This window comes from Pseudarthrobacter equi, from assembly GCF_900105535.1.
Classification (GTDB): domain Bacteria; phylum Actinomycetota; class Actinomycetes; order Actinomycetales; family Micrococcaceae; genus Arthrobacter; species Arthrobacter equi.
Genome location: NZ_LT629779.1, coordinates 3,428,904 through 3,450,028, shown reverse-complemented (window position 1 = coordinate 3,450,028; position 21,125 = coordinate 3,428,904). Strand labels below are relative to the sequence as shown.

At 66.2% G+C, this 21,125-nt stretch carries 23 protein-coding genes and 1 tRNA gene; 16 read left to right on the top strand and 8 right to left on the bottom strand.

The features are described from left to right. The first annotated feature begins 70 nt into the window (after positions 1–70). The 5 genes from BLT71_RS15650 to BLT71_RS15630 all read left to right on the top strand — a co-directional run bounded on the left by BLT71_RS15650 (position 71) and on the right by BLT71_RS15630 (position 4,658). The gene (locus BLT71_RS15650) at positions 71–679 is read left to right on the top strand and encodes a nitrobindin family protein (RefSeq protein WP_091722029.1); all 609 of its coding nucleotides are present in this window, start codon (positions 71–73) and stop codon (positions 677–679) included. A gap of 30 nt (positions 680–709) precedes the next feature. Then, positions 710–1,432: a flavodoxin family protein gene (locus BLT71_RS15645; RefSeq protein WP_091722026.1), complete on the top strand. Its 723-nt coding sequence runs from the start codon at positions 710–712 to the stop codon at positions 1,430–1,432. A gap of 118 nt (positions 1,433–1,550) precedes the next feature. Continuing rightward, complete coding sequence (ygfZ, locus tag BLT71_RS15640; RefSeq protein WP_172829989.1) at positions 1,551–2,636, top strand: CAF17-like 4Fe-4S cluster assembly/insertion protein YgfZ; 1,086 nt, start codon at positions 1,551–1,553, stop codon at positions 2,634–2,636. After that, positions 2,633–3,079: an ankyrin repeat domain-containing protein gene (locus tag BLT71_RS15635; protein WP_231994309.1), complete on the top strand. Its 447-nt coding sequence runs from the start codon at positions 2,633–2,635 to the stop codon at positions 3,077–3,079. Before ygfZ ends, BLT71_RS15635 begins: the two co-directional genes overlap by 4 nt. A gap of 49 nt (positions 3,080–3,128) precedes the next feature. Next, positions 3,129–4,658: a DHA2 family efflux MFS transporter permease subunit gene (locus BLT71_RS15630; RefSeq protein ID WP_091722020.1), complete on the top strand. Its 1,530-nt coding sequence runs from the start codon at positions 3,129–3,131 to the stop codon at positions 4,656–4,658. Here BLT71_RS15630 and BLT71_RS15625 read toward each other — a convergent pair. The 5 genes from BLT71_RS15625 to BLT71_RS15605 form a co-directional block, all read right to left on the bottom strand. Continuing rightward, a complete protein-coding gene (locus BLT71_RS15625; RefSeq protein WP_091722017.1) occupies positions 4,620–5,336 on the bottom strand; it encodes a GNAT family N-acetyltransferase in 717 nt (238 codons plus the stop codon). The two genes, BLT71_RS15630 and BLT71_RS15625, sit on opposite strands and share 39 nt — an antisense overlap. A gap of 68 nt (positions 5,337–5,404) precedes the next feature. Next, positions 5,405–6,430 carry an ATP-dependent 6-phosphofructokinase gene (locus tag BLT71_RS15620; protein WP_091722015.1) on the bottom strand — a complete coding sequence of 342 codons (1,026 nt, stop codon included), beginning with the start codon at positions 6,428–6,430 and terminating at the stop codon, positions 5,405–5,407. 193 nt (positions 6,431–6,623) lie between these two features. Further along, on the bottom strand, positions 6,624–6,875 hold the full coding sequence (locus BLT71_RS15615; RefSeq protein ID WP_091722012.1) for a PspC domain-containing protein: 252 nt from the start codon (positions 6,873–6,875) through the stop codon (positions 6,624–6,626). A 3-nt stretch (positions 6,876–6,878) separates the two neighbouring features. Then, positions 6,879–7,178 carry a hypothetical protein gene (locus tag BLT71_RS15610; protein ID WP_091722009.1) on the bottom strand — a complete coding sequence of 100 codons (300 nt, stop codon included), beginning with the start codon at positions 7,176–7,178 and terminating at the stop codon, positions 6,879–6,881. 1 nt (position 7,179) lies between these two features. Continuing rightward, complete coding sequence (locus tag BLT71_RS15605) at positions 7,180–8,796, bottom strand: PspC domain-containing protein (RefSeq protein WP_091722006.1); 1,617 nt, start codon at positions 8,794–8,796, stop codon at positions 7,180–7,182. 125 nt (positions 8,797–8,921) lie between these two features. Here BLT71_RS15605 and BLT71_RS15600 point away from each other — a divergent pair, with 125 nt between their 5' ends. Beyond that, positions 8,922–10,397, top strand: coding sequence for an ATP-binding protein (locus BLT71_RS15600; RefSeq protein ID WP_091722004.1), 1,476 nt, complete (start codon positions 8,922–8,924; stop codon positions 10,395–10,397). Continuing rightward, the gene (locus BLT71_RS15595; protein ID WP_172829988.1) at positions 10,394–11,074 is read left to right on the top strand and encodes a LuxR C-terminal-related transcriptional regulator; all 681 of its coding nucleotides are present in this window, start codon (positions 10,394–10,396) and stop codon (positions 11,072–11,074) included. Before BLT71_RS15600 ends, BLT71_RS15595 begins: the two co-directional genes overlap by 4 nt. A gap of 137 nt (positions 11,075–11,211) precedes the next feature. On the opposite strand, the gene BLT71_RS15590 is transcribed toward BLT71_RS15595, so the two are convergent. Then, positions 11,212–12,429 (bottom strand): pyridoxal phosphate-dependent aminotransferase, encoded by a 1,218-nt coding sequence (locus tag BLT71_RS15590; RefSeq protein ID WP_015937870.1) that lies wholly within the window; start codon positions 12,427–12,429, stop codon positions 11,212–11,214. A 276-nt stretch (positions 12,430–12,705) separates the two neighbouring features. On the opposite strand from BLT71_RS15590, the gene BLT71_RS15585 reads away from it, so the two are divergent. From BLT71_RS15585 to rplL, 9 genes are all read left to right on the top strand, one after another. Further along, positions 12,706–12,778 (top strand) — tRNA-Trp (locus BLT71_RS15585). Positions 12,779–12,861: 83 nt separating this feature from the next. After that, the gene (secE, locus tag BLT71_RS15580; RefSeq protein ID WP_043794078.1) at positions 12,862–13,146 is read left to right on the top strand and encodes a preprotein translocase subunit SecE; all 285 of its coding nucleotides are present in this window, start codon (positions 12,862–12,864) and stop codon (positions 13,144–13,146) included. Positions 13,147–13,260: 114 nt separating this feature from the next. Continuing rightward, entirely contained in the window at positions 13,261–14,103 is an 843-nt protein-coding gene (gene nusG / locus BLT71_RS15575; RefSeq protein ID WP_091722001.1) for a transcription termination/antitermination protein NusG, read from the top strand. Positions 14,104–14,231: 128 nt separating this feature from the next. Next, positions 14,232–14,663, top strand: a complete 432-nt coding sequence (gene rplK / locus BLT71_RS15570) for a 50S ribosomal protein L11 (protein WP_003803853.1) — start codon at positions 14,232–14,234, stop codon at positions 14,661–14,663. A 178-nt stretch (positions 14,664–14,841) separates the two neighbouring features. Further along, complete coding sequence (gene rplA, locus BLT71_RS15565) at positions 14,842–15,549, top strand: 50S ribosomal protein L1 (RefSeq protein ID WP_015937867.1); 708 nt, start codon at positions 14,842–14,844, stop codon at positions 15,547–15,549. A 111-nt stretch (positions 15,550–15,660) separates the two neighbouring features. Beyond that, complete coding sequence (locus BLT71_RS15560; protein WP_091721998.1) at positions 15,661–16,803, top strand: GNAT family N-acetyltransferase; 1,143 nt, start codon at positions 15,661–15,663, stop codon at positions 16,801–16,803. An 8-nt stretch (positions 16,804–16,811) separates the two neighbouring features. Continuing rightward, positions 16,812–17,930 carry a GNAT family N-acetyltransferase gene (locus tag BLT71_RS15555; RefSeq protein WP_091721996.1) on the top strand — a complete coding sequence of 373 codons (1,119 nt, stop codon included), beginning with the start codon at positions 16,812–16,814 and terminating at the stop codon, positions 17,928–17,930. A gap of 291 nt (positions 17,931–18,221) precedes the next feature. Further along, a complete protein-coding gene (gene rplJ, locus BLT71_RS15550) occupies positions 18,222–18,815 on the top strand; it encodes a 50S ribosomal protein L10 (RefSeq protein WP_056075405.1) in 594 nt (197 codons plus the stop codon). 77 nt (positions 18,816–18,892) lie between these two features. Then, entirely contained in the window at positions 18,893–19,270 is a 378-nt protein-coding gene (rplL, locus tag BLT71_RS15545) for a 50S ribosomal protein L7/L12 (RefSeq protein ID WP_056075402.1), read from the top strand. A gap of 126 nt (positions 19,271–19,396) precedes the next feature. On the opposite strand, the gene BLT71_RS15540 is transcribed toward rplL, so the two are convergent. Further along, on the bottom strand, positions 19,397–19,894 hold the full coding sequence (locus BLT71_RS15540) for an aminoacyl-tRNA deacylase (RefSeq protein WP_091721993.1): 498 nt from the start codon (positions 19,892–19,894) through the stop codon (positions 19,397–19,399). Next, on the bottom strand, positions 19,894–21,093 hold the full coding sequence (locus BLT71_RS15535; RefSeq protein ID WP_091721991.1) for an acetyl-CoA C-acetyltransferase: 1,200 nt from the start codon (positions 21,091–21,093) through the stop codon (positions 19,894–19,896). Before BLT71_RS15535 ends, BLT71_RS15540 begins: the two co-directional genes overlap by 1 nt. Positions 21,094–21,125 lie beyond the last annotated feature (32 nt).

The window sequence follows — 21,125 nt, the reverse complement described above, 5'->3', positions numbered from 1 at the left end:
GGTCTACCGCCTCTTCAAGGGCCAGAAGTAGACCAGCCTTCCGATCCCGCAGTTTCTCGAGGTAAACGCCGTGCCCATTGAGATTCCCACAGATCTGACTCCGGAACTTGTTCCCCTTTCCTGGCTCATTGGTGAGTGGGAAGGCCGTGGCCGCCTGGGCACCGGGGACGAGGATTCCGATCATTTCCTGCAGCATGTCTCCTTCACCCACAACGGCCTGCCGTATCTGCAGTACCGGGCGGAGAGCTGGCTGACGGACGACGACGGCACGCGCCTGCGGCCCCTCACGGTTGAGACCGGTTTCTGGGCGCTGGAGCGCAAGCAGCTTGATGCCGACGGCGGTCCCGGCCTGGTGCCCGCGGACATCGTTCCTGCGCTCAAGAGCGCCGACGAAGTGGAAGCCCTGCGCAACGGTGAGGGAGGCTTCGACATTTCGGTGTCCATCTCCCACCCCGGCGGCATCTCGGAGCTGTACTACGGCCAGATCAAGGGCCCGCAGATCCAGCTCACCACCGACATGGTGATGCGCGGCAGCCACTCCAAGGATTACAGCGCCGCCACCCGGATCTTCGGACTGGTGGACGGCAACCTGTTGTGGCGGTGGGACGTCGCAACGGGAGGGGATGCGGGCAAGGGCCTAGAAGCCCACGCCTCGGCGTTCCTGGCACGGGTTCCATAACCAGAAGGATCACCAGCAGGGAGCGGCGCCGTGGCAAATGAAGGTACATCCGGAAACTACAGCGATCTCAAGGCTGTCTTCTTCAACGGCACGCTCAAGAGGTCGCCGCAAACCTCCAATACTGACGGCCTGATCAACATCAGCCGGCTGATCATGGAGAAGCAGGGCGTCAGCACCCGGGTGATCCGCACGGTGGACCACGACATCGCCAGCGGGGTCTACCCGGACATGACCCAGTACGGCTGGGCCACCGACGAATGGCCGGAGCTCTACCCCGCCGTCCAGGATGCCGACATCGTGGTGGTGGCCGGCCCCATCTGGCTGGGAGACAACTCATCGCAGACCAAGAAGCTGATTGAACGCCTCTACGCCCATTCCGGTGAGCTCAACAGCAAGGGCCAGTGGGCGTTCTATCCCAAAGTGGGCGGTTGCCTGATCACGGGCAACGAGGACGGCATCAAGCACTGCGCCATGAATGTCCTCTACAGCCTGCAGCACATCGGTTTCAGCATTCCGCCGCAGGCCGACGCCGGGTGGATCGGGCCCGTGGGCCCCGGCCCCAGCTACCTTGACGAGGGCTCAGGCGGACCGGAAAGCGACTTCACCAACCGGAACACCACCTTCATGACGTGGAACCTCCTGCACCTGGCCCGGACCCTCAAGGACGCCGGCGGGTACCCTGCTTACGGCAACCTGCCCAAGGAATGGACCGCCGGGACCCGGTTCGACTTCGAAAACCCCGAGTACCGGTAAACATTTAACCGCTCCGCAATCCCCGCAGTCCAGGCCATGGATTAGACGCGCCGGGACGGCGTTTCAAATTCCGGCGACAAAGCGGAATACAGACTGACTGAAGGACGTTCTCCCCAATATGACTACTCCCAGCCCCCTTTTGTCGCGCCCCGGAGCTGTCGAGGCCGCCGGTGCGGACGCCGGCGTCGCAGCCCACTACGGTGAGCCCCTCCGGGAGCAGCGTGCCCTCGCGGCCGGAACCGCCGTCGTCGACCTCTCCTCCCGCGGAGTTGTCACCGTCACCGGGCCGGACCGGCTGAGCTGGCTGAACACGCTGTCATCCCAGCAGGTGACGGCCCTCCAGCCGGGGGAGTCGAGCGAACTGCTCCTCCTGAGCGTTCAGGGGCGCATCGAGTTTGACGCGCGCATTGTTGACGACGGCGGCACCGCCTGGCTGATTGTCGAAGGCGCCGAGGCCGGCCCGCTGGCTGAGTACCTCAACAGGATGAAGTTCATGCTCCGGGTGGACATCGCCGACGCCTCGGCCGACTGGGCGGTGGTGGGCAGCACCGCCGCCGTGCCGGAGTGGGCCTCGCTGGTGGCCTGGCAGGACCCGTGGCCGCATGTCTCTGCCGGCGGCTACTCGTACGCCACCGTTGCCGAGGAGAACCATCCCGGGCTGGAACGGCCGTGGTTCGAGTACCTTGTCCCCGCCGCCGAATTGGAACAGATGGTGGCGGACCGGCCGCTGGCCGGAGTCATGTCGTCCGAGGCGCTGCGCATCGCTGCCTGGCGTCCCCGGATCGGTGCCGAAACCGATGACAGGACGATTCCGCATGAACTGGACCTGCTCCGTACCGCAGTCCACCTGGCCAAAGGCTGCTACAAGGGCCAGGAAACCATCGCCCGCGTCCACAACCTGGGGCACCCGCCGCGGCGCCTCGTGTTCCTGCAGCTGGACGGTTCGCAGCACACACTCCCGGCCGCCGGAAGCGTGGTCCTTGCCGGCGACCGCAAAGTGGGGGCCGTCACGTCCGTGGCGCAGCACTACGAAATGGGGCCGGTGGCACTGGCGGTCATAAAGCGGTCCGTAGCGCCGGATGAAATACTGACGGTCCTGGACGGGGACGAGCCGTACACCGCCGGACAGGAACTCATCGTTGCCCCCGACGCCGGCCAGGTGGTGGGGCGCCAGACCGGATTCCTTAGGGGGCCACGCGCATGACAGAACACGGAAACGCCACGCCGGCGCAGCACGCCGCGGCAGGCGAGGCCGGGGAGGCAGGAGCAGGGCAGGACGACGACGCCGTCGCCTTGGCCCACAGCCTCTTCCAGGCAGCCCGGGACGGGAACACCGAGATGCTCCGCGCATACCTCGGCGCCGGCGCTCCCGCCACCCTCACCAATGCCGCCGGAGATTCGCTCCTGATGCTGGCTGCCTACCACGGCCACGCCGACACGGTGCGCCTGGTGCTCGAACACGGAGCCGAGGCAAACACCGCCAATGACCGCGGCCAGACGCCACTGGCCGGTGCGGCGTTCAAGGGGTACACGGACGTAGCCCGGGTCCTGCTGGATGCCGGCGCAGATCCCGACGCCGGAGCGCCATCGGCACGCGCGGCCGCCCAAATGTTTGCCCGCCAGGAGATCCTCGACCTCCTGGGCTGAGCCCCCGGGTCCGCCCGGCAACCACAAAATGACTCTGAAGGATGACCGGATGGAAAACGTAGAAAAGCCCTGGGCGGCGCTGTGGTCGCTGGTGATCGGGTTCTTCATGATCCTGATCGACAGCACCATCGTGTCCGTGGCCAACCCGCGGATCATGGAGGGCCTGGGCGCCGACATCAACTCCGTGATCTGGGTGACCAGCGCCTATCTGCTGGCCTACGCAGTTCCGCTGCTGATCACGGGCAGGCTGGGCGACCGCTTCGGGCCCAAGAAGCTGTACCTGCTTGGCCTGGTGGTCTTTACCCTGGCCTCGCTGTGGTGCGGCCTGGCCCAGGACGTGGAGACCCTCATCGCCGCCCGGGTGCTCCAGGGCCTCGGCGCCGCAGTAATGACGCCGCAGACCATGGCCGTCATCACCCGCATTTTCCCGCCGGACCGCCGGGGTGCCGCCATGGCCATCTGGGGCGCCACCGCCGGCATGGCCACACTGGTGGGCCCGATCCTGGGCGGCGTCCTGGTGGACAGCCTGGGCTGGGAGTGGATCTTCTTCATCAACGTTCCCATCGGCGTCGTGGGGTTCATCCTTGCGGTACGGAACGTACCCGCATTGAGCACCCACCCGCACCGGTTCGACATTCCCGGTGTGCTGCTCAGTGCCATCGGGGTCTTCCTGCTGGTCTTCGGAATCCAGGAAGGCGAGACGTACAACTGGGGAACCATCGCCGGACCCATCAGCGTCTGGTCGCTGATCATCGCCGGGATCGTAGTGCTCGCCGGATTCGTCGCCTGGCAGCGTTTCAACAAGGGCGAGCCGCTGCTGCCGCTGGGACTGTTCCGCGACCGGAACTTTTCGCTGGCCAACCTGGGAATCACCATGGTGGGGTTCACGGTGACGTCCTTCGGGCTGCCGCTGATCTTCTACTACCAGATGGTCCGCGGCCTGACACCCACCCAGTCAGCTCTGCTGATGGTGCCCATGGCGCTGATCTCGGGTGGCATGGCCCCCGTGGTGGGGAAGATCGTGGACCGGGTAAACCCGAAATACCTGGCAACTGCGGGCCTGACACTCATGGCAGTGGCTCTGGTGTGGAACGGATTGCTGATGCAGCCGGACACCCCCATCCTGCTGTTCCTGCTTCCCAGCGCTGTTCTCGGCTTCGCCAACGCCGGCATCTGGGCGCCCCTGAGCACCACGGCCACCAGGAACCTGCCGCCGCGGCAGGCGGGCGCCGGCTCCGGCGTCTACAACACCACCCGCCAGTTCGGCGCGGTCCTGGGCAGCGCTGCCATCGCTGTCCTGATTCAGTCGCGGCTGGCGGCTGAGCTCCCGGCGGGCCCCGGCGGCCAGGCCGGCGGGGCCGGCGAAGGCATGGCCATGGGCGGTTCGCTGCCGGAATTCCTGCACGCAGGATTTTCGACGGCGATGGCGCAGTCCATCCTGCTTCCCGCCGCTGTGGTGCTGGCCGGGGCAGTAGTGGTGCTGTTCTTCGCCAAGCCCAAGCCCATTCAGGGGTGGGGCGCCGCTGAAGGGTCCGCTCCCTCAGCCAAGGTTGACGCTGGTCTGGATTCCGCCGGCTGACAAGCCGAGGCGGCGGGCCAGCGCCAGCGATCCTGTGTTGCTGACGTCCGCCCGCCACTGCAGCGTCAGCCCGGCGGCCAGGGCCTCGTGGGATGCGATGGAAGCGGCCAGCGTTCCCAGCCCGCGGCGCCGCCACTCCGGATCCACCAGGACCCCCAGGTGGGCCAGCAGTCCTTCCCACTCTGTGTAGGCGCCGCAGGCCAGGGGGACCCGCCTGCCGTCGAGCTCGTGGACGATGGTGAAGCGGTTCTCAAGGTCGGAGAGCCCCACCTCGTTGACGTCGTCCGGCGGGCAGCGGCCCTCCAGTTCAATCGCTTCGGCGTTACCGTGTGACACAGTCATTTCTTCGGAGGGCTGCTGCAGCGGCAGGTCGTCGGCGAAGAACAGCGCCGCGGCGCCGAGGCCGTACCCGCCACGGTCCCGGGTCAGCGTCAACAGGGTGACGTGCTGCGCCATGTCCGCATCGGGGATCTCCGCGGCCGCATCGATGACGTCCTGCGGCCCCACCAGCACGGAACTGCCGAAGAGCCTGACGAACTCCACCGTGGCGGCCGAGTCATCGGCCCGGACGATGCGTTCTCCGGAGGCAAGTGCTGAGCCGAAAGCGTCGTCGTCGAGGCCCAGGCGGCGGGCCCAGGCCAGCTGGATGATGGCGGCAGAGCCGGGATCGAGTGTCATGGTCCCAGCCTAGGGCGCCGGCGGCTGTCCCGGCCGGACATCATCCCCGGCCGGGCACTGCGCTGTGCCTAGCCGAAGAGGACTGCGGCTTCGTCGTACCGGTTCTGCGGCACGGTCTTGAGCTGGCCCAGGGCTTCCTCGAAGGCGACGTGCTGGATGTCGGTGCCCTTGAGCGCCACCATGGTGCCCCAGAAGCCCTCAACCACGGAGTCGATGGCGGCCATGCCCAGGCGCGTGGCGAGGACGCGGTCGAAGGCCGAGGGGACGCCGCCGCGCTGGATGTGGCCCAGGATGGTGGCGCGGGTTTCGATGCCGGTACGGGCTTCCAGTTCGGGCGCGAGCTGGTCGGCGATGCCGCCCAGGCGGGGCCGGCCGAACGTGTCCAGGCCGCGCTCGGAGTGCGGGGATTCCATGTGCTCGGGCACGAACCCTTCGGCCACCACCACCAGCGGCGCGCGGCCGCGGGCGTGGGCTTCGTTTACCCAGTCGGTGATCTGCTCGATGCTGACCTTCTGCTCCGGAATGAGGATGGCGTGGGCGCCGGCCGCCATGCCGGCGTGCAGGGCAATCCAGCCCACGTGCCGGCCCATGACCTCGGCGATCATGCAGCGGTGGTGGGATTCGCCGGTGGTCCGGAGCCGGTCGATGGCCTCGGTGGCGATCTGTACGGCGGTGTCGAAGCCGAAGGTGTAGTCGGTGGCGTCGAGGTCGTTGTCCACGGTCTTGGGGACGCCCACGATCTTCAGTCCGGCGTCGGTCAGGCGCTTGGCCGCGGCGAGGGTTCCCTCACCGCCGATGGCGATGATCGCGTCGATGCCGAGGCGGTCCATGTGGGCTTTGATGACCTCGGGGCCGCCGCCGTTTTCGAACGGGTTGGTGCGGGACGTGCCCAGGATGGTGCCGCCCTGCTTGGCGATGCCGCGCACCATGGTGCGGGGGATGTCGATGATGTCGCCCTCCACCACGCCGCGCCAGCCGTCGAGGAATCCGACGAACTCGTGGCCGTGGATGGCGATACCCTTCAGCACGGCGCCGCGGATGACCGCGTTCAGTCCGGGGCAGTCGCCACCGCTGGTGAGGATTCCAATTTTCATGTTTCGGCTCAAATCCTGGAAGAGGGTCTACTGGCAGAGCGCCACGCTGAGCTCACCTAGAAGTGTAGTGGGAGGTGTGGGGTACGACACAAACCCGTTACACGCGGTACACCGCCTGCATGGGCGCCGGCCGGGCACGGCAAAGGCTCCCGCCGTAGTAAACGGCGGGAGCCTTCGGATGTCACCAGCGGGGTCAGCTGAGGGACCGGCGCTCCAGGAATGCCTGCAGCGGAATCACGTTCCGCTGGTCCGGAAGGATGCCCCACGCCAGGAGGTAGAAAACCACCGCGGGTCCGGGGAGGAGGCAGAACACGAGGAACGCGATGCGGACAAAGGCCACGTCCACGTTCGTTTTAGCGGCGATCCCGCCCAGGACGCCACCCACCCAGCGCTGCGGGCCGCGTTGCAGGCCGAAGCCCCTGACGATGCTGAAAAACTTGTCCATGGTTCAAGACTTCCCTGTTGTCGGTTGGTTGTCACGTTTCCGGGCGGAAAGGAGGCCGCCCACCACCAGTGCGGCGCCGGCTCCGATCATGAGCCCGATCAGGACGTACGTGGCGTTGAGGGTCACGATGCCCAGCTGGGCAACGATGATCAGGGCGGCGAGGGCCAGGACGATCAGGCCCCACACCACCGTCCCCACCCTCGTGGTGGAGGTACCGGCAGGGTCTGAGCCCGCCGTCGTCGTGCTGTCCGGGTAGTAGCCGCTGCGGCCCGTGGGATCCGGTGCCGGGTTACTGGTGCTCATCTCAATTGCCTTCCTGGATGGTGACGTTGCTGAAGGTGCCGTCGATCTGGACCACCAGATGGCTGCCGGGCCGGTCGGAGTTATAGGTGCTTTCCCGGGTGGTGGTTCCGCCGCGCTGGCCCGAGGCCTCGTTGAGGTTGCCCATGGTCATGTCCGCCTTGATGTCCACGGGGACGTCCTCCGGGATCACCACGGTCACGTTGCTCGCGGTGATGTCCAGGGGAATCACGACGTCGGAGCGCAGCGGGGTGCCTCCGGCGAGGTTTGTCAGGTCCACGGTTCCGCGTCCCGCGGTGATGTCGAAGCCGCGCGTGGCTTCCGTGATGCTGGCCGGTGCCCAGTCCACCTGCTGGAAGCGCATCCTGTCGCCGTTGCCCACCACGTTGTACACGCCGCCCGCTACCAGCGCCACCACGGCGAAGAAGCTCAGGATGCCGGCGGTCCTGCCGCGCAGGCCGGCGATGAGGATGCCGAGGCCCAGGACGGCTGCGGCGCTGGCCCAGACGATGGCGTTGGCGGAGTCGCCCAGGTCGATGACGTTGGTGACGTCGAGTGCCTTGAGGCCGCCGCCCACCAGCAGTGCCGATCCGGCGGCGACGGCCACTGCAGGAGCGCCGGGCCCGGCCGGCCGTGGTTTCGGGGTGCGCTGCGGTGCGGGGGCGCCGCCGTAGGGGCCACCGCCCTGGAATCCGCCGCCGGCACCGGAGCCACCGCCGGAGTAGGAGCCACTGCCGGAATAGCTGCTGCCACCGTAGTCAGGCATGGAGGGCGAAGCCGGGCCTGCTCCATACGAGGTGCCCGTGGAGGAGAACGGCGCGGTCCCCGGATCTCCGGCTGCGTAGGCGGTACCTGAGGTGCCAGCTGCCCCCGGCGTCCCGTAGGCGCCGGGGGTGCCGTAAGCGGCCACGTGCGGGGAGGCCATCGCGGGCCGGCCCGCCTTGTTGCGCTGCGAGAGGTAGTAGATGAGGTAGATGGCGCCGCCCACCCAGAAGACCGTCCAGAGGAAGCCGCCGAAGCCGTTGTGCGACCAGCCCCAGAAGCCGCCGCCCAGTCCGGTGAGGCCCAGGATCGTGGCGATCAGGGACCCTGTCATCCCGGTGGTCCACCGGCCCGCGGCGGCCTCCTGGACGTGGATCCGCCCGTCGGGCTCCGGGAGCAGCGCCCATGCGAGGCCGTACACCAGCACGCCGATGCCGGCGAACAGGGTCAGGACGATGAAGACGCCGCGGATGATCAGCGGGTCTACGCCCAGCTTCTGCGCGATGCCGCTGGAGACGCCGCCGATCCACCGGTCACGGCCACGCTGGATGCCATGGCCGCGGATCCAGGAGAAGAAATCGGCTTCGCCCGGGGCGGCGTGTGCGGTGCCGGGACGCCCTGTGTACGCCTGTCCGGCCCCGGGGAGGTCGGCATCGGGGAGACCAGCGCCGGGGACCTCGGTACGGGGCAGTTCAGTGCCGGGCTGGCCTGCAGATTGCTGGCTGGATTCGGAGGCCCGCAGGCCCTCGGACGGGTCCGGCGTGGTCGGCGCGGACGGCAGGGGTTCGGTGGGCCGCGGTGCGCCGGGCAGAGGCTCGGTGGGCTGGCCGTCGTCGGGGAGGGGGGTCTGCGAGTTCATACCTCAATCCTTCCGCCCAGCCCCGTCTGCGCTCTACTGGGGGATACCCTGAGCGGTCCCTGAGTTGCCCCCGGTTCCCGCCGGATCCGGGTCCGGGAAACCCTGATCCATGCTTGGATTGACCCATGACAACCGTCCCCGCCAGGCCCCCTTTGGCCCGCAGCAGCGACCGCGTGATTGCCGGTGTCTGCTCGGGCCTGGCCGTACATCTGGGCTGGCCGGTGAAGAACGTCAGGGTAGGCATGGCGCTGGCAACGCTCGCGGGCGGGGCCGGCCTCGTCTTTTACGCGTGGCTGTGGATCATGGTTCCCACCGCGGATGAGGCCGCCCGGCGCAATGCCCGGCGGCCGGCGTCGCCCATTGCCCCTGCGGTGAGCCAGGCACCGGCGGCCGCCGCGTCCAACATACCTCCGTCGTCGCTTCCTGCTCCACCCGGCCCGGCACCCTTTGGCCAGCCACCGTTTGGCACGGCAGCCTTCAGCCAAGTGCCATTGAGCCCGCCACCCTCGAATCAGAAATCCTGGAGCCAGGCGTCCGACGGCGGCGCTCCCCAAGGCGCGGACCGCCCGGGACCGCACCGCCTGCCAAGGCAGGCCGAAGCGCCATGGTTCCGCTGGCAGAGCATGAAGTACGGCAAGGAAATCCTCCTCGGCTGCGGGCTGCTGCTGGTGGCCGGCATCATGATCGCGCAGTTGCTTGGCGTCGATGTGCCGCTGGGAACACTTATCCCTGCCGCCGCCGTCCTGGGCGGCGCGTCCATCGCATGGATGCAGCTGGATGAAACGCGGCGGGCCGGGCTGGTGGATAAGACCAAGGCGGACCAGGCCGGCGGCTGGGCGCGGCTCGCGGCCGGACTGGCGCTGGTGGTCGCCGGGGTGCTGGTGATGGTGTCCGGTTCCGGCTCCTGGGAGCAGACTTGGCTGGCGCTGCTGGCCTCCGTCGCGGTCCTGGGCGGCGTGGTACTGGTCCTGTTGCCGTGGGCGCTGAAGTTCTGGCGGGATTTGGAGACGGAGCGTGCCGGCAGGATCCGGGAGACCGAACGCGCCGAGATTGCCGCGCACCTGCACGATTCGGTGCTGCAGACGCTCGCCCTGATCCAGCGCCGGGCCGGCAGCGAGCACGATGTTGTCCGGCTGGCCCGGGCGCAGGAACGCGAGCTCCGCGGCTGGCTGTTCCAGGACCCCGGCAGGGAAGCAGGCCAGCTTTCGGACCGGATCAAGGCCGTCGCAGCCGAGGTGGAAGACCTCCTGGGCAACGCCGTGGAGGTGGTCAGCGTCGGCGATGCCGCCATGACCGAAGGGCACGAAGCCATGGTCCAAGCAGGCCGGGAAGCCATGCTGAACGCCTCCCGGCACGGAGGGGGCGCCGTCTCCGTGTACCTCGAAGCATCGGACGGCCAGGCCGAAATTTTCATCAAGGACCGCGGTCCAGGGTTCGAACTGGCCGATGTGCCCGAGGACCGGCTGGGCGTGCGGGAGTCCATCATCGGCAGGATGAAGCGGCACGGCGGATCGGCTGCCATCCTCAGCACCGGGGAAGGCACGGAGGTCCGCCTCCGGCTGCCCGCTGCAAGCACGGACAATGTGGAAGGAAAGTCATGAACGTCAACCAGGGGGCAGCCGCGCAGGCCGCCAGCTCCGTCCGCGTGGTCATCGTGGACGACCACGCCATCTTCCGTTCCGGGCTCAAAGCCGATCTCGATGCCAGCATCCACGTGGTGGGGGAGGCGGCCACCGTGGAGCAGGCCATTGCCGTCATCGCCGAACAGCGGCCCGACGTCGTGTTGCTGGACGTGCACCTTCCCGGCGGGTTGGGAGGCGGCGGGCGTGAGGTCATCGCAGGGTCGGTTCCGCTGCTGGGCGCCACCCGTTTCCTGGCCCTCAGCGTGTCCGATGCTGCGGAGGATGTCGTGGCAGTGATCCGGGCGGGAGCCAGGGGCTACGTCACCAAGACCATCTCCGGGGCCGAGATCACCGACGCAGTGTTCAGGGTTGCCGGCGGGGACGCCGTCTTCTCACCGCGCCTGGCAGGGTTCGTTCTGGATGCTTTCGGGACCGCTCCGGCGGACATCGCCGACGACGAGCTGGACAAGCTCTCCGCCCGCGAGCTTGAGGTCATGCGCCTGATCGCCCGCGGGTACAGCTACAAGGAGGTGGCCAAGGAGCTCTTCATCAGCATCAAGACGGTGGAAACCCACGTTTCCGCCGTCCTGCGGAAGCTCCAGCTCTCCAGCCGGCACGAACTCACCAAGTGGGCCGCAGAGCGCCGCCTCCTCTAACCCAACGCGCGCTCACATCATGTGGTTATTCCGTCAACGCGCGCTCACTTCCGGCGGGATAAAAGCAAACGCCCGCTCACTCTCTTGAGAAGAGTGAGCGGGCGTTTGGGTTTATGACACCAAAAGTGAGCGGGCGTTTACTGGGCCTTGCCGAGGAAATCCTGCAGGCGCTGCACGCCGGTGGCGAGGTCGTCGTCGCCCAGGGCGTAGGAGAGGCGCAGGAAGCCGGACGGGCCGAACGCCTCGCCCGGAACCACTGCCACTTCCACCTCGTCCAGGATCAGGGACGCCAGCTCAGCCGAGGTCTGCGGCGTGGCGGTGCCGGCGGCCGTGGGGAACTCCTTGCCCAGCAGCCCGCGGACGTCCGCGTATACGTAGAAGGCGCCCTTCGGCGTCGGGCATTCCACGCCTTCAATGGCGTTGAGACCGGCCACGATCGCTTTCCGGCGGCGGTCGAAGGCCACCTTCATCTCATCGACAGCGGTCAGCGGGCCGGAGACGGCGGCGAGGGCGGCGATCTGCGGAATGTTCGACACGTTGGAGGTGGCGTGCGACTGCAGGTTCGTGGCGGCCTTAATGACATCCGCCGGGCCGATCATCCAGCCGACGCGCCATCCGGTCATGGCATAGGTCTTGGCCACACCGTTGAGGATGACCACCTTGTCGCCGAGTTCGGGAACGGCCGTGGCGATGGAGGTGAACGGAACGCCGTCGTAGGTCAGGTGCTCGTAGATCTCATCGGTGACCACCCAGATGCCCTTCGACGCTGCCCACTTGCCGATCTCGGCCACCTGCTCAGGGGAGTAGACGGCGCCGGTGGGGTTCGACGGCGAGACGAACAGGAGGATTTTGGTCCGGTCCGTCACGGCTGCTTCGAGCTGCTCGACAGTCACCAGGTAGCCCTGCTCCGGCCCCGCAAAAACCTCGACGGGCACGCCGCCGGCCAGCCGGATTGCTTCAGGGTAGGTGGTCCAGAACGGGGCGGGGACAATGACCTCGTCGCCGGGATCCACCAGGGTGGCGAACGTGTTGTAGACGGCCTGCTTGCCGCCGTTGGTCACCAGCACCTGGGAGGGGTCGACGGCGTATCCGGAGTCCCGGAGCGTCTTCTCGGCGATGGCCTTCTTCAGTTCGGGAAGCCCGCCTGCGGGGGAGTAGCGGTGGTACTTCGGCTGCCCGGCGGCCTCAATGGCAGCCTGGACGATGTAGTCCGGGGTGGGGAAATCCGGCTCGCCTGCGCCGAAGCCAATCACCGGACGCCCAGCAGCCTTCAGCGCTTTCGCCTTGGCATCAACGGCCAGGGTGGCGGATTCGGCAATTGCGGATATGCGCTGGGAAACGCGGGCGGCAGACATGGCAGGTCCGTTCTACGCTTGCAGCCGGATGGCTGGAATGTGGGATTCGACGTTTTCTACTCTATGCTGTTCACCGGACCCTCCGGGGTGCCGGATGTGAAATGTGACTGGCCCGCCAGGCACGGACACACCGGCTTGCGGAGAGGCTGGAACGGGTCGGTTTTACGAACGCGAAGATGTTGCCGTAGACTGATTCACCGGTGTTGAAACACAGATGATGGCGTGCGCCCCAGTGAAAGCTGGTGAATCGCCGTTGCTGGTTGGTTTTCACTCCATAGGGTAGTGGCGCAATTGGTAGCGCAGCGGTCTCCAAAACCGCAGGTTGCAGGTTCGAGTCCTGTCTGCCCTGCGCAAGCTGCCCCGGATTATAAATCCGGGGCAAGCGCAGCAACCATGGTTCTGATCAGGGCCGGGTAATCCACCATTGCAAAGATGAGCGAGGACCAGGTGACCGAAACAGCTGCCAGCAGCTCCAAGGGCCGCCCAGCTAAGAAGGATGCCAAGGCAAACATCTTCGCCCGTATTGCACTTTTCGTCCGCCAGATCATCGGCGAACTGAAGAAGGTCGTTGCCCCCACCCGCAAGGAACTGATCAACTACACGCTCGTGGTGCTGGTGTTCGTGGCCATCATGATGGTCATCGTCAGCCTGCTGGACATCGGTTTTGGAACTGCTGTCGGCTGGCTCTTCGGCGGGACAGGCCCCACGGACAACTAAGGCTGCAGGGTCCGCAGGCTGCGCGCTCCATCCGGGAAACCGGAGGGGAGCGCCGGTGTGCGGAATTGAGCCATTTAAATAGGCATGTTAGGCAATGAGGAAGCAGGAGACCAAGTGTCTGAGCAGGAGCTCGAGGTAACCGGGACTGAGCAGGAAGAGGCCGTGGACATCACCGCAGAAATCGGTGAAGAGTCTGAGGTTGAGTCCTCTGCGCCCGAATCCGATGACGCCGATGCCGACGCGGAGGCTGACAGCGACGCAGAGTCCGGCGATGCCGACGCGGAGGCTGACAGCGACGCAGAGTCCGGCGATGCCGACGCTGACGCCCTCGCCGCCGCGGCAGCCGCCGCTGCCGTTGACCCGGCAGATGAATTCAAGGCCAAGCTGCGCCGCCAGGAAGGTGACTGGTACGTCATCCACTCCTACGCCGGTTACGAAAACCGCGTGAAGGCAAACCTTGAGACCCGCATCCAGACCCTGGACATGGAAGATTACATCTTCGAGATCCAGGTGCCCATGGAAGAGGTCGTCGAGATCAAGAATGCCCAGCGCAAGGTCATCAACCGCGTTCGTATTCCCGGCTACGTCCTGGTCCGCATGGACCTGACCGACGCCTCCTGGGGCGCCGTCCGCCACACTCCCGGTGTCACCGGCTTCGTGGGCAACGCCCACAACCCCGTGCCGCTGCGCCTCGATGAGGTCTTCTCCATGCTCGCGCCGGTCTTCGAAGAAGAGCAGGCCGAGAAGGGCAAGCCGGTCAACAAGCAGCACCAGGCTCCGGTGGACGTCGACTTCGAGGTCGGCGAGTCCGTCATCGTCAAGGAAGGCCCGTTCGAGACCCTTCCCGCCACGATCTCCGAGATCAAGGTCGAATCCCAGACCCTCGTGGTGCTGGTTTCCATCTTCGAGCGCGAAACGCCGGTCACCCTGGCGTTCAACCAGGTCACCAAGATCTGATTTTCCGAGAATTCGTTCCGGCGCCGCCCGCTTAGCGGCTCCGGAACGGCAGGCCGCCTTGCCATGGCGGCCAAAAACCTGGGCCACGCTCCTGTGCCCCAGGAAGTTATTGAGAGAAGGACCCTACATTGGCTCCCAAGAAGAAGGTCACCGGCCTCATCAAGCTGCAGATCCAGGCAGGTGCCGCTAACCCGGCCCCGCCGATCGGTCCTGCACTTGGTCAGCACGGCGTCAACATCATGGAATTCTGCAAGGCGTACAACGCTGCAACGGAAGCCCAGCGCGGCAACGTCATCCCCGTGGAAATCACCGTCTACGAGGACCGTTCCTTCACGTTCATCACCAAGACCCCGCCGGCTGCAGAGCTCATCAAGAAGGCTGCAGGCGTAGCCAAGGGTTCGGCTACCCCGCACACCGTCAAGGTTGCCAAGCTGACCCAGGCACAGGTCAACGAGATCGCCTCCACCAAGATGGAAGACCTCAACGCCACCAGCCTCGAAGGCGCAGCGAAGATCATCGCCGGCACTGCCCGCTCCATGGGTATCACCGTCGAGGGCTAATACCCCTACCGCCGCCTGACGCCGCGCATCAGCATGGCGCCGAGTGGCACTGCCGGAATTCCGGCACCACCAACAATTGAAATGCCGTTCATCCGGGACGAATAACCGTCCGGATCACCGGCTGTGGCAGGGCCCAGCGCGGTCCGCAGACCACAACTGCACAAGGAGAAAGAGCAGCATGGCAAAGCGCAGCAAAGCATATGAGGCAGCAGCCGCCAAGATCGACGCGGAGAAGTCCTACGCGCCGTTCGAGGCAGTGACCCTCGCCAAGGACACCAACCCGTCCAAGTTCGACGCCACCATCGAGGTTGCTTTCCGCCTCGGCGTGGATCCCCGCAAGGCTGACCAGATGGTCCGCGGTACGGTCAACCTGCCCCACGGCACCGGTAAGACCGCCCGCGTCCTGGTCTTCGCCACGGGCGACAAGGCCGAGGCAGCAATCGCAGCCGGCGCCGACTTCGTTGGCTCCGACGACCTGATCGAAAAGATCGCCGGCGGCTGGACCGACTTCGACGCCGCTGTTGCCACCCCTGACCTCATGGGCAAGGTTGGCCGCCTCGGTAAGGTTCTGGGTCCCCGCAACCTGATGCCGAACCCCAAGACCGGCACCGTGACCCCCGACGTCACCAAGGCTGTCAACGACATCAAGGGCGGCAAGATCGACTTCCGCGTCGACAAGCACTCCAACCTGCACTTCATCATCGGCAAGGTGTCGTTCGACGCCGTCAAGCTGGCTGAGAACTACGCAGCAGCACTGGAAGAGGTGCTTCGCCTGAAGCCTTCCGCTTCGAAGGGCCGCTACATCCAGAAGGCCACCGTTGCCACCACCTTCGGCCCCGGCATCTCCGTGGACCCGAACGTCACCAAGGTGCTCACCGAGGCCTAAGCCTTACAGATCATCTGCCCGGATTAGTCCGGAGCATTGAAAACCGCCCGGCGCGCATGCGCCGGGCGGTTTTTGCTTAACTTGTTCCCGCCTTCTGCCTAAGCTGGGGAAATGCCCGGGACACCGCTTCCCCTCCCGCCGGACGCGGTCGCCGCCGGTATCACCATCAGTCCCGTGGACATCCCCGTGCGGGAGAACCGAACGCAACCGCCCGGCGTCGTACCTTCCGAAGACTTCCGTGCATGCCATGCCCTGCGCGAAACCCACGAACTCTCCCTCTGGGGCAACCTGGACCGGTGCCCCACGCTGGCCGAGTCGCTGGAATTCTGGCGGGGGAACCAGTACGAGGAACGGCACCTGTTTCTGGCCAGCCGCGATGGCAGTCCTGCGGGGCTGTGCTCGGTGACCCTGCCGCTGCGGGAGAACACTGATACCGCGGGAATCGATGTGCTGGTCCACCCCGCCCAAAGGCGGCAGGGCGTTGGCCGCACGCTGCTGGAGTTCGCCGAAGCTCTGGCCCGCCGCCAGGGACGCACCTCATTGGACGGCTACCACGAGATCCCGCTGGACCGCGTCGGCACGGATGCGGCCATGCTGCCGGCGAAGTCCGGTTCAGGTGCGCTGCCCCTCGCCGACCCCGCTACCGCCTTTGCCTCAACGGCCGGCTACACGCTTGAACAGGTGGAACGGTCCAGCCGGCTGGACCTGCCCGTACCGTCAGGGTTGATGACCCGGCTTGAGGCCGAAGCCGCCGCCCGGGCCTCCGCCTACACAGTGGTTCTCTGGGACGATCAGTGCCCCGACGAATTTGTTGCCGGCTTCGCAGCGCTGAAGGAGACCATGAGCACCGATGTCCCCACTGCAGGCCTGGGCTGGGAACGGGAGGCCTGGGATCCGGCCCGGGTTCGTGACGAGGAGGCCACCATGGTCCGCGGCGGTGCGCAGTCCGTGGTGGCAGCGGCCCGGCACCGCGGGACGGGTGAACTGGTTGCCTACACGGTCCTGAACTGGCGTCCGGAAGTACCGGGATCCGCCACCCAGCAGGACACGCTGGTGGCCGGGCCGCACCGTGGGCACCGGCTGGGCATGCTGGTCAAAGCCGCAAACCTGGGCCGGGCGCAGGCCAGATGGCCTTCGGTCCGCTCGGTTTTGACGTGGAACGCCAGCGAAAACCAGCATATGCTTTCGATTAATATTGCGCTTGGATTCAGGCCTGCCGGCTATGAAGGGGAGTGGCAGAAACGGCTGGGATGATGCCCCGTATGGCAAAAGACGTGAAGATCGAGCAGCTCTGGATTCCTGACTCCCTTGAGGCGCCGGACGCTGCCGATTTCCTTGCCGCCCTCGAAGTGGGCCGGAAGGTCCGGATGGCCACCTGGGGGAGTGACGACCTTGCCTACGGTCCCCTCGAGAAGCTCCTGGAGTTTGAGGATCCGTACGAGCGGCAACTGATTCTCGTCGCCAAAGTGGACGGCGAAATAGTCGGCACCGTGGACATTGCCCTGCCCCTGACCGACCACCTGGACCTCGCGGAATTCACCCTGGACATACTGCCCGAATTCCAGCGGCAGGGCGTGGGGCGGCGGCTCCTGGAGGCCGCGGAGCAGCTGGCCCGCGGTGAGGGCCGCACCATGATCCTGGTGGATACCAACCATCCCGGCGCATCGCTGGATGAGTTTGAGCAGGCCCTCCTGGTGCCGGGAACCGGGCCGGGTTTCGTCCCGCTGGACAGCCGCGAGGTGGAGTTCGCGCAGAAGACCGGGTACACGCTCCAACACATCGAACAGTTCAGCGCCTGCATCCTGCCACTGGATTCGAAGCTTGTGGCGGACCTGCAGGCAGAGGCTGATGACGCCAACAACGGCCGCTACCGCCTGCACCACTGGACCGACCGCTGCACGGACCGCTGGCTTGAGGCCGTCGCGGTGCTCGAGAACCAGGCCGGCGCGGACGTCGACCCCGACCTTGACGTCCCCGTGGAGCAGGACATGGTGTTCGACGGCGGCATCCTGCGCGAGGCCGAGGACGTCGCCATTGCGCAGGGCCGGCGGACGGTGGTCACCGCCGTCGAGCACCTCGCCTCGGGCACGCTGGTGGGACTGACCACCATCACCGTGCTGGCGCACCGGGCCGACGTGGTGTTCCAGGACGACACGCTGGTGCTGCAGGAGCACCGGGGCAACAAGCTGGGCCTGCTGATCAAGGTCTCCAACATGGAGCGGCTCACCGAACAGTTCCCTGACGCGCGCGTCATCTACACCTGGAACGCTCCGGATAACAGGTACCTCCTCACCGTCAACCAGCAGCTCGGCTTCCGTATTGCCGGGGTGACCGGGATCTGGCAGAAAGAGCTGCCGAAGCTCCGTACCAGTACCAGCTGAGGGCCCGATTTGGCGTCCTGCCACGGGCTCCCGTAGACTTGGAGGACCAAAGACCGTCGGTTGTTGGAAATCCACTCTTTCGAGCATTGCTCAACTCTGCAGTTGTGCGCGGGAGATGAAGTGGCTTTCTGGACGAAGGACCCTGACATAGGGCGGCCGGCGCAGGTGAACGAAGCAACGCTCCATGGAAACATGTTGAGCCAAGCCCCGTGCATCTGCGCGGGGCGTTTTTAGTTTTAGCTCACCTGAGCGGGACCCTCGAATACCGGCACTATCCCCGGAAGGAGGGTTATGGCAACGCCTACCAAGGTTTCAGCAGTAGCTGAGATCACTAACGATTTCAAGGAATCGAACGCCGCTGTCCTGACCGAATACCGCGGGCTCACCGTTGCACAGCTCAAGCAGCTGCGTGTTTCTCTCGGCCAGGACACCAAGTTCGCGGTCGTCAAGAACACCCTGACCGCCATTGCAGCCAAGGAAGCCGGCGTCGAAGCATTCGACGGCCAGCTTGCCGGCCCCACTGCAATCGCGTTCATCAAGGGTGACGCAGTTGCCGCTGCCAAGAGCCTGACGGATTTTGCCAAAGCCAACAAGCAGCTGGTCATCAAGACCGGTTACTTCGAAGGCAAGGCACTGGACGCCAGCGAGGTCGCCGCACTGGCTGCCCTCGAGTCCCGTGAGCTGCAGCTCGCCAAGGTTGCAGGCATCCTCAAGGCTCCTGCTGCCGCAGCTGCACGCATCATCGATGCGCTGCGTCTCAAGCTTGAAGAAGAGAACGGTGCACCGGCAGCTGCCGAAGCGCCGGCCGCTGAAGAGTCTGCTGACTCTGCAGCTGAAGCAGCAGCCGAGGCACCCGCCGAGGCTCCCGCTGCAGAAGAGAACTAATTCTCTTCACCCCACCAGACTCCGGTGTCTGTCCGGCTCCGCGCCGTTCGGACACCACAACAGGAAGGACGCCTACCATGGCGAAGCTCAGCAACGAAGAGCTCATTGAAGCTTTCAAGGAACTGACCATCATCGAGCTCTCCGAGTTCGTCAAGCTCTTCGAAGAGACCTTCGAAGTAACCGCTGCTGCTGTAGCCGTTGCCGGCCCCGCCGCCGGTGGCGCTGCTGAAGAGGCTGAAGAGAAGACCGAATTCGACGTCGTTCTCGAGTCCGCTGGCGAAAAGAAGATCGCAGTGATCAAGGAAGTACGTGCCATCACTTCCCTGGGTCTGAAGGAAGCCAAGGACCTGGTTGACAGCGCACCCAAGGCTGTTCTCGAAGGCGCCACCAAGGAAGCTGCCGAGAAGGCCAAGGAGCAGCTCGAGGCTGCAGGCGCCAGCGTTACCGTCAAGTAACAACGGTTTCTCCACGAAAAACCCCGTCCCACTGCCTGGCAGTGGGGCGGGGTTTTTCTGCGTCCGGACCCCAACTGAGTAGCAGCAAGTGCCGTTATGAGCCCTCATAACGGCACTTGCTGCTACCTACATCGGGTCCGAGATGTCAGCGACGACGGCGCCGAGGGCGGACGTGAGTGCGTCGGCGTCGACGAATGCGCTGTAGCCGTGGGCGCCGGCACCCATCGATATCCGCCGCCCCGTGATGGTGGCGTCGGCGTACACAGGCCACGGGCTGGTGCTCCCCAGCGGGGTGATGGTTCCGCGTTCGTAGCCCGTTGCCTCGAGGGCGATGTCGGCCGGTGGCAGGGACAGCTTGTTGACGCCCACCAACTGCCGCAGCTTGGGCCAGGAGATCTGCCGGTCACCGGGTACCAGGGCGAACAGGAAGGTCCCGTCCTTGTGCTTCACCACCAGGGATTTGACGATGTCCGCCGGCATGATGCCGAGGATTCCGGCAGCCTCTTCGAGGCTCCTCGCCGCTGGCCGTTCCACCACCTCCACGTGCAGGCCCCGGGCCGCGGCGTCGGCCAGGAACCGTTCGCGTCCGACGCCGTCCGTTGCGTTTGCCGCATGGGCCGCCATCAGTCGCGGTAGAGCAGGAGCGCTTCGCCCTGCCCTCCTCCGCCGCACAGGGACACCGCCGCCTTGCCGGATCCGCGCCGCTTGAGCTCGTGCGCGGCGTGCGCCGCGAGGCGTGCTCCGGACGCCCCGATGGGGTGGCCCAGGGCGATGGCGCCGCCGTGGATGTTGCACTTCTCCAGCGGATAGTCGAGGTCCTTCAACGACTGCACTGCCACCGACCCGAAGGCTTCGTTGATCTCGATGAAGTCGAGGTCAGCTGTGCTCCAGCCGGCCTTGCCCAAGGCGTTCAGGATGGCGTTCGAGGGCTGGGAGTGCAGCGAGTTGTCAGGCCCGGCCACCTGGCCCGGCTTGCCCACCACCGCGAGGTATTCCAGCCCGTGCTCTTCGGCATAAGCCCGCGATGACAGCACCAGGGCCGCGGCGCCATCGGAAAGGGGGGAAGAGTTGCCCGCCGTGATGGTGCCGTCGGTGACGAAGGCGGCGCGAAGCCCGCCGAGGGACTCCACGGACGAATTGGGCCGGACGCCCTCGTCCGTGTCCACCACCAGGGGGTCACCCTTCCGCTGCTTGACGCTGATGGCGACGATCTCGTCGTCGAACGTTCCGTTCTTGGCGGCCAGCGCCGCACGCTGGTGGGACTGGGCCGCAACGTTGTCCTGTGAAGGCCTGTCGATGCCGAGGGCGAGGTTGCCTGTCTCCGTGGACAGGCCCATCGACTGGCCGTCGAAGGCATCGGTGAGCCCGTCATGGGCGGCCACGTCGAGGGCCTGGATGGAACCGTAGGTCCAGCCCTGCCGCGACCCCGGCAGGATGTGGGGAGCCCGGGTCATCGACTCCTGGCCGCCGGCCACCACCACTGCGGCTTCGCCGGCGCGGATCATCCGGGCCGCGTCGATGACGGCGGTGAGCCCCGACAGGCATACCTTGTTGATCGTCACCGCGGGGACGTTCCAGCCGATCCCGGCGGCAATGGCGCTCTGGCGGGCCGGGTTCTGGCCCGCCCCCGCCTGCAGGACCTGGCCCATGATGACCGCTTCCACGTCACCCACCGCAGCGCCGCTGGCGTCCAGAGCGGCGCGGATGGCGTGCGCGCCAAGGTCTACGGCCGTGAAGCTGGCCAGTTGCCCGTTGATCCGTCCCTGCGGGGTGCGGACTGCTGCAAGGATGACAACGTCACTGTTGCCGGGGGAGTTGCCCATGGTTATCTCTTCCGATCTCATCCGGTGTAAGC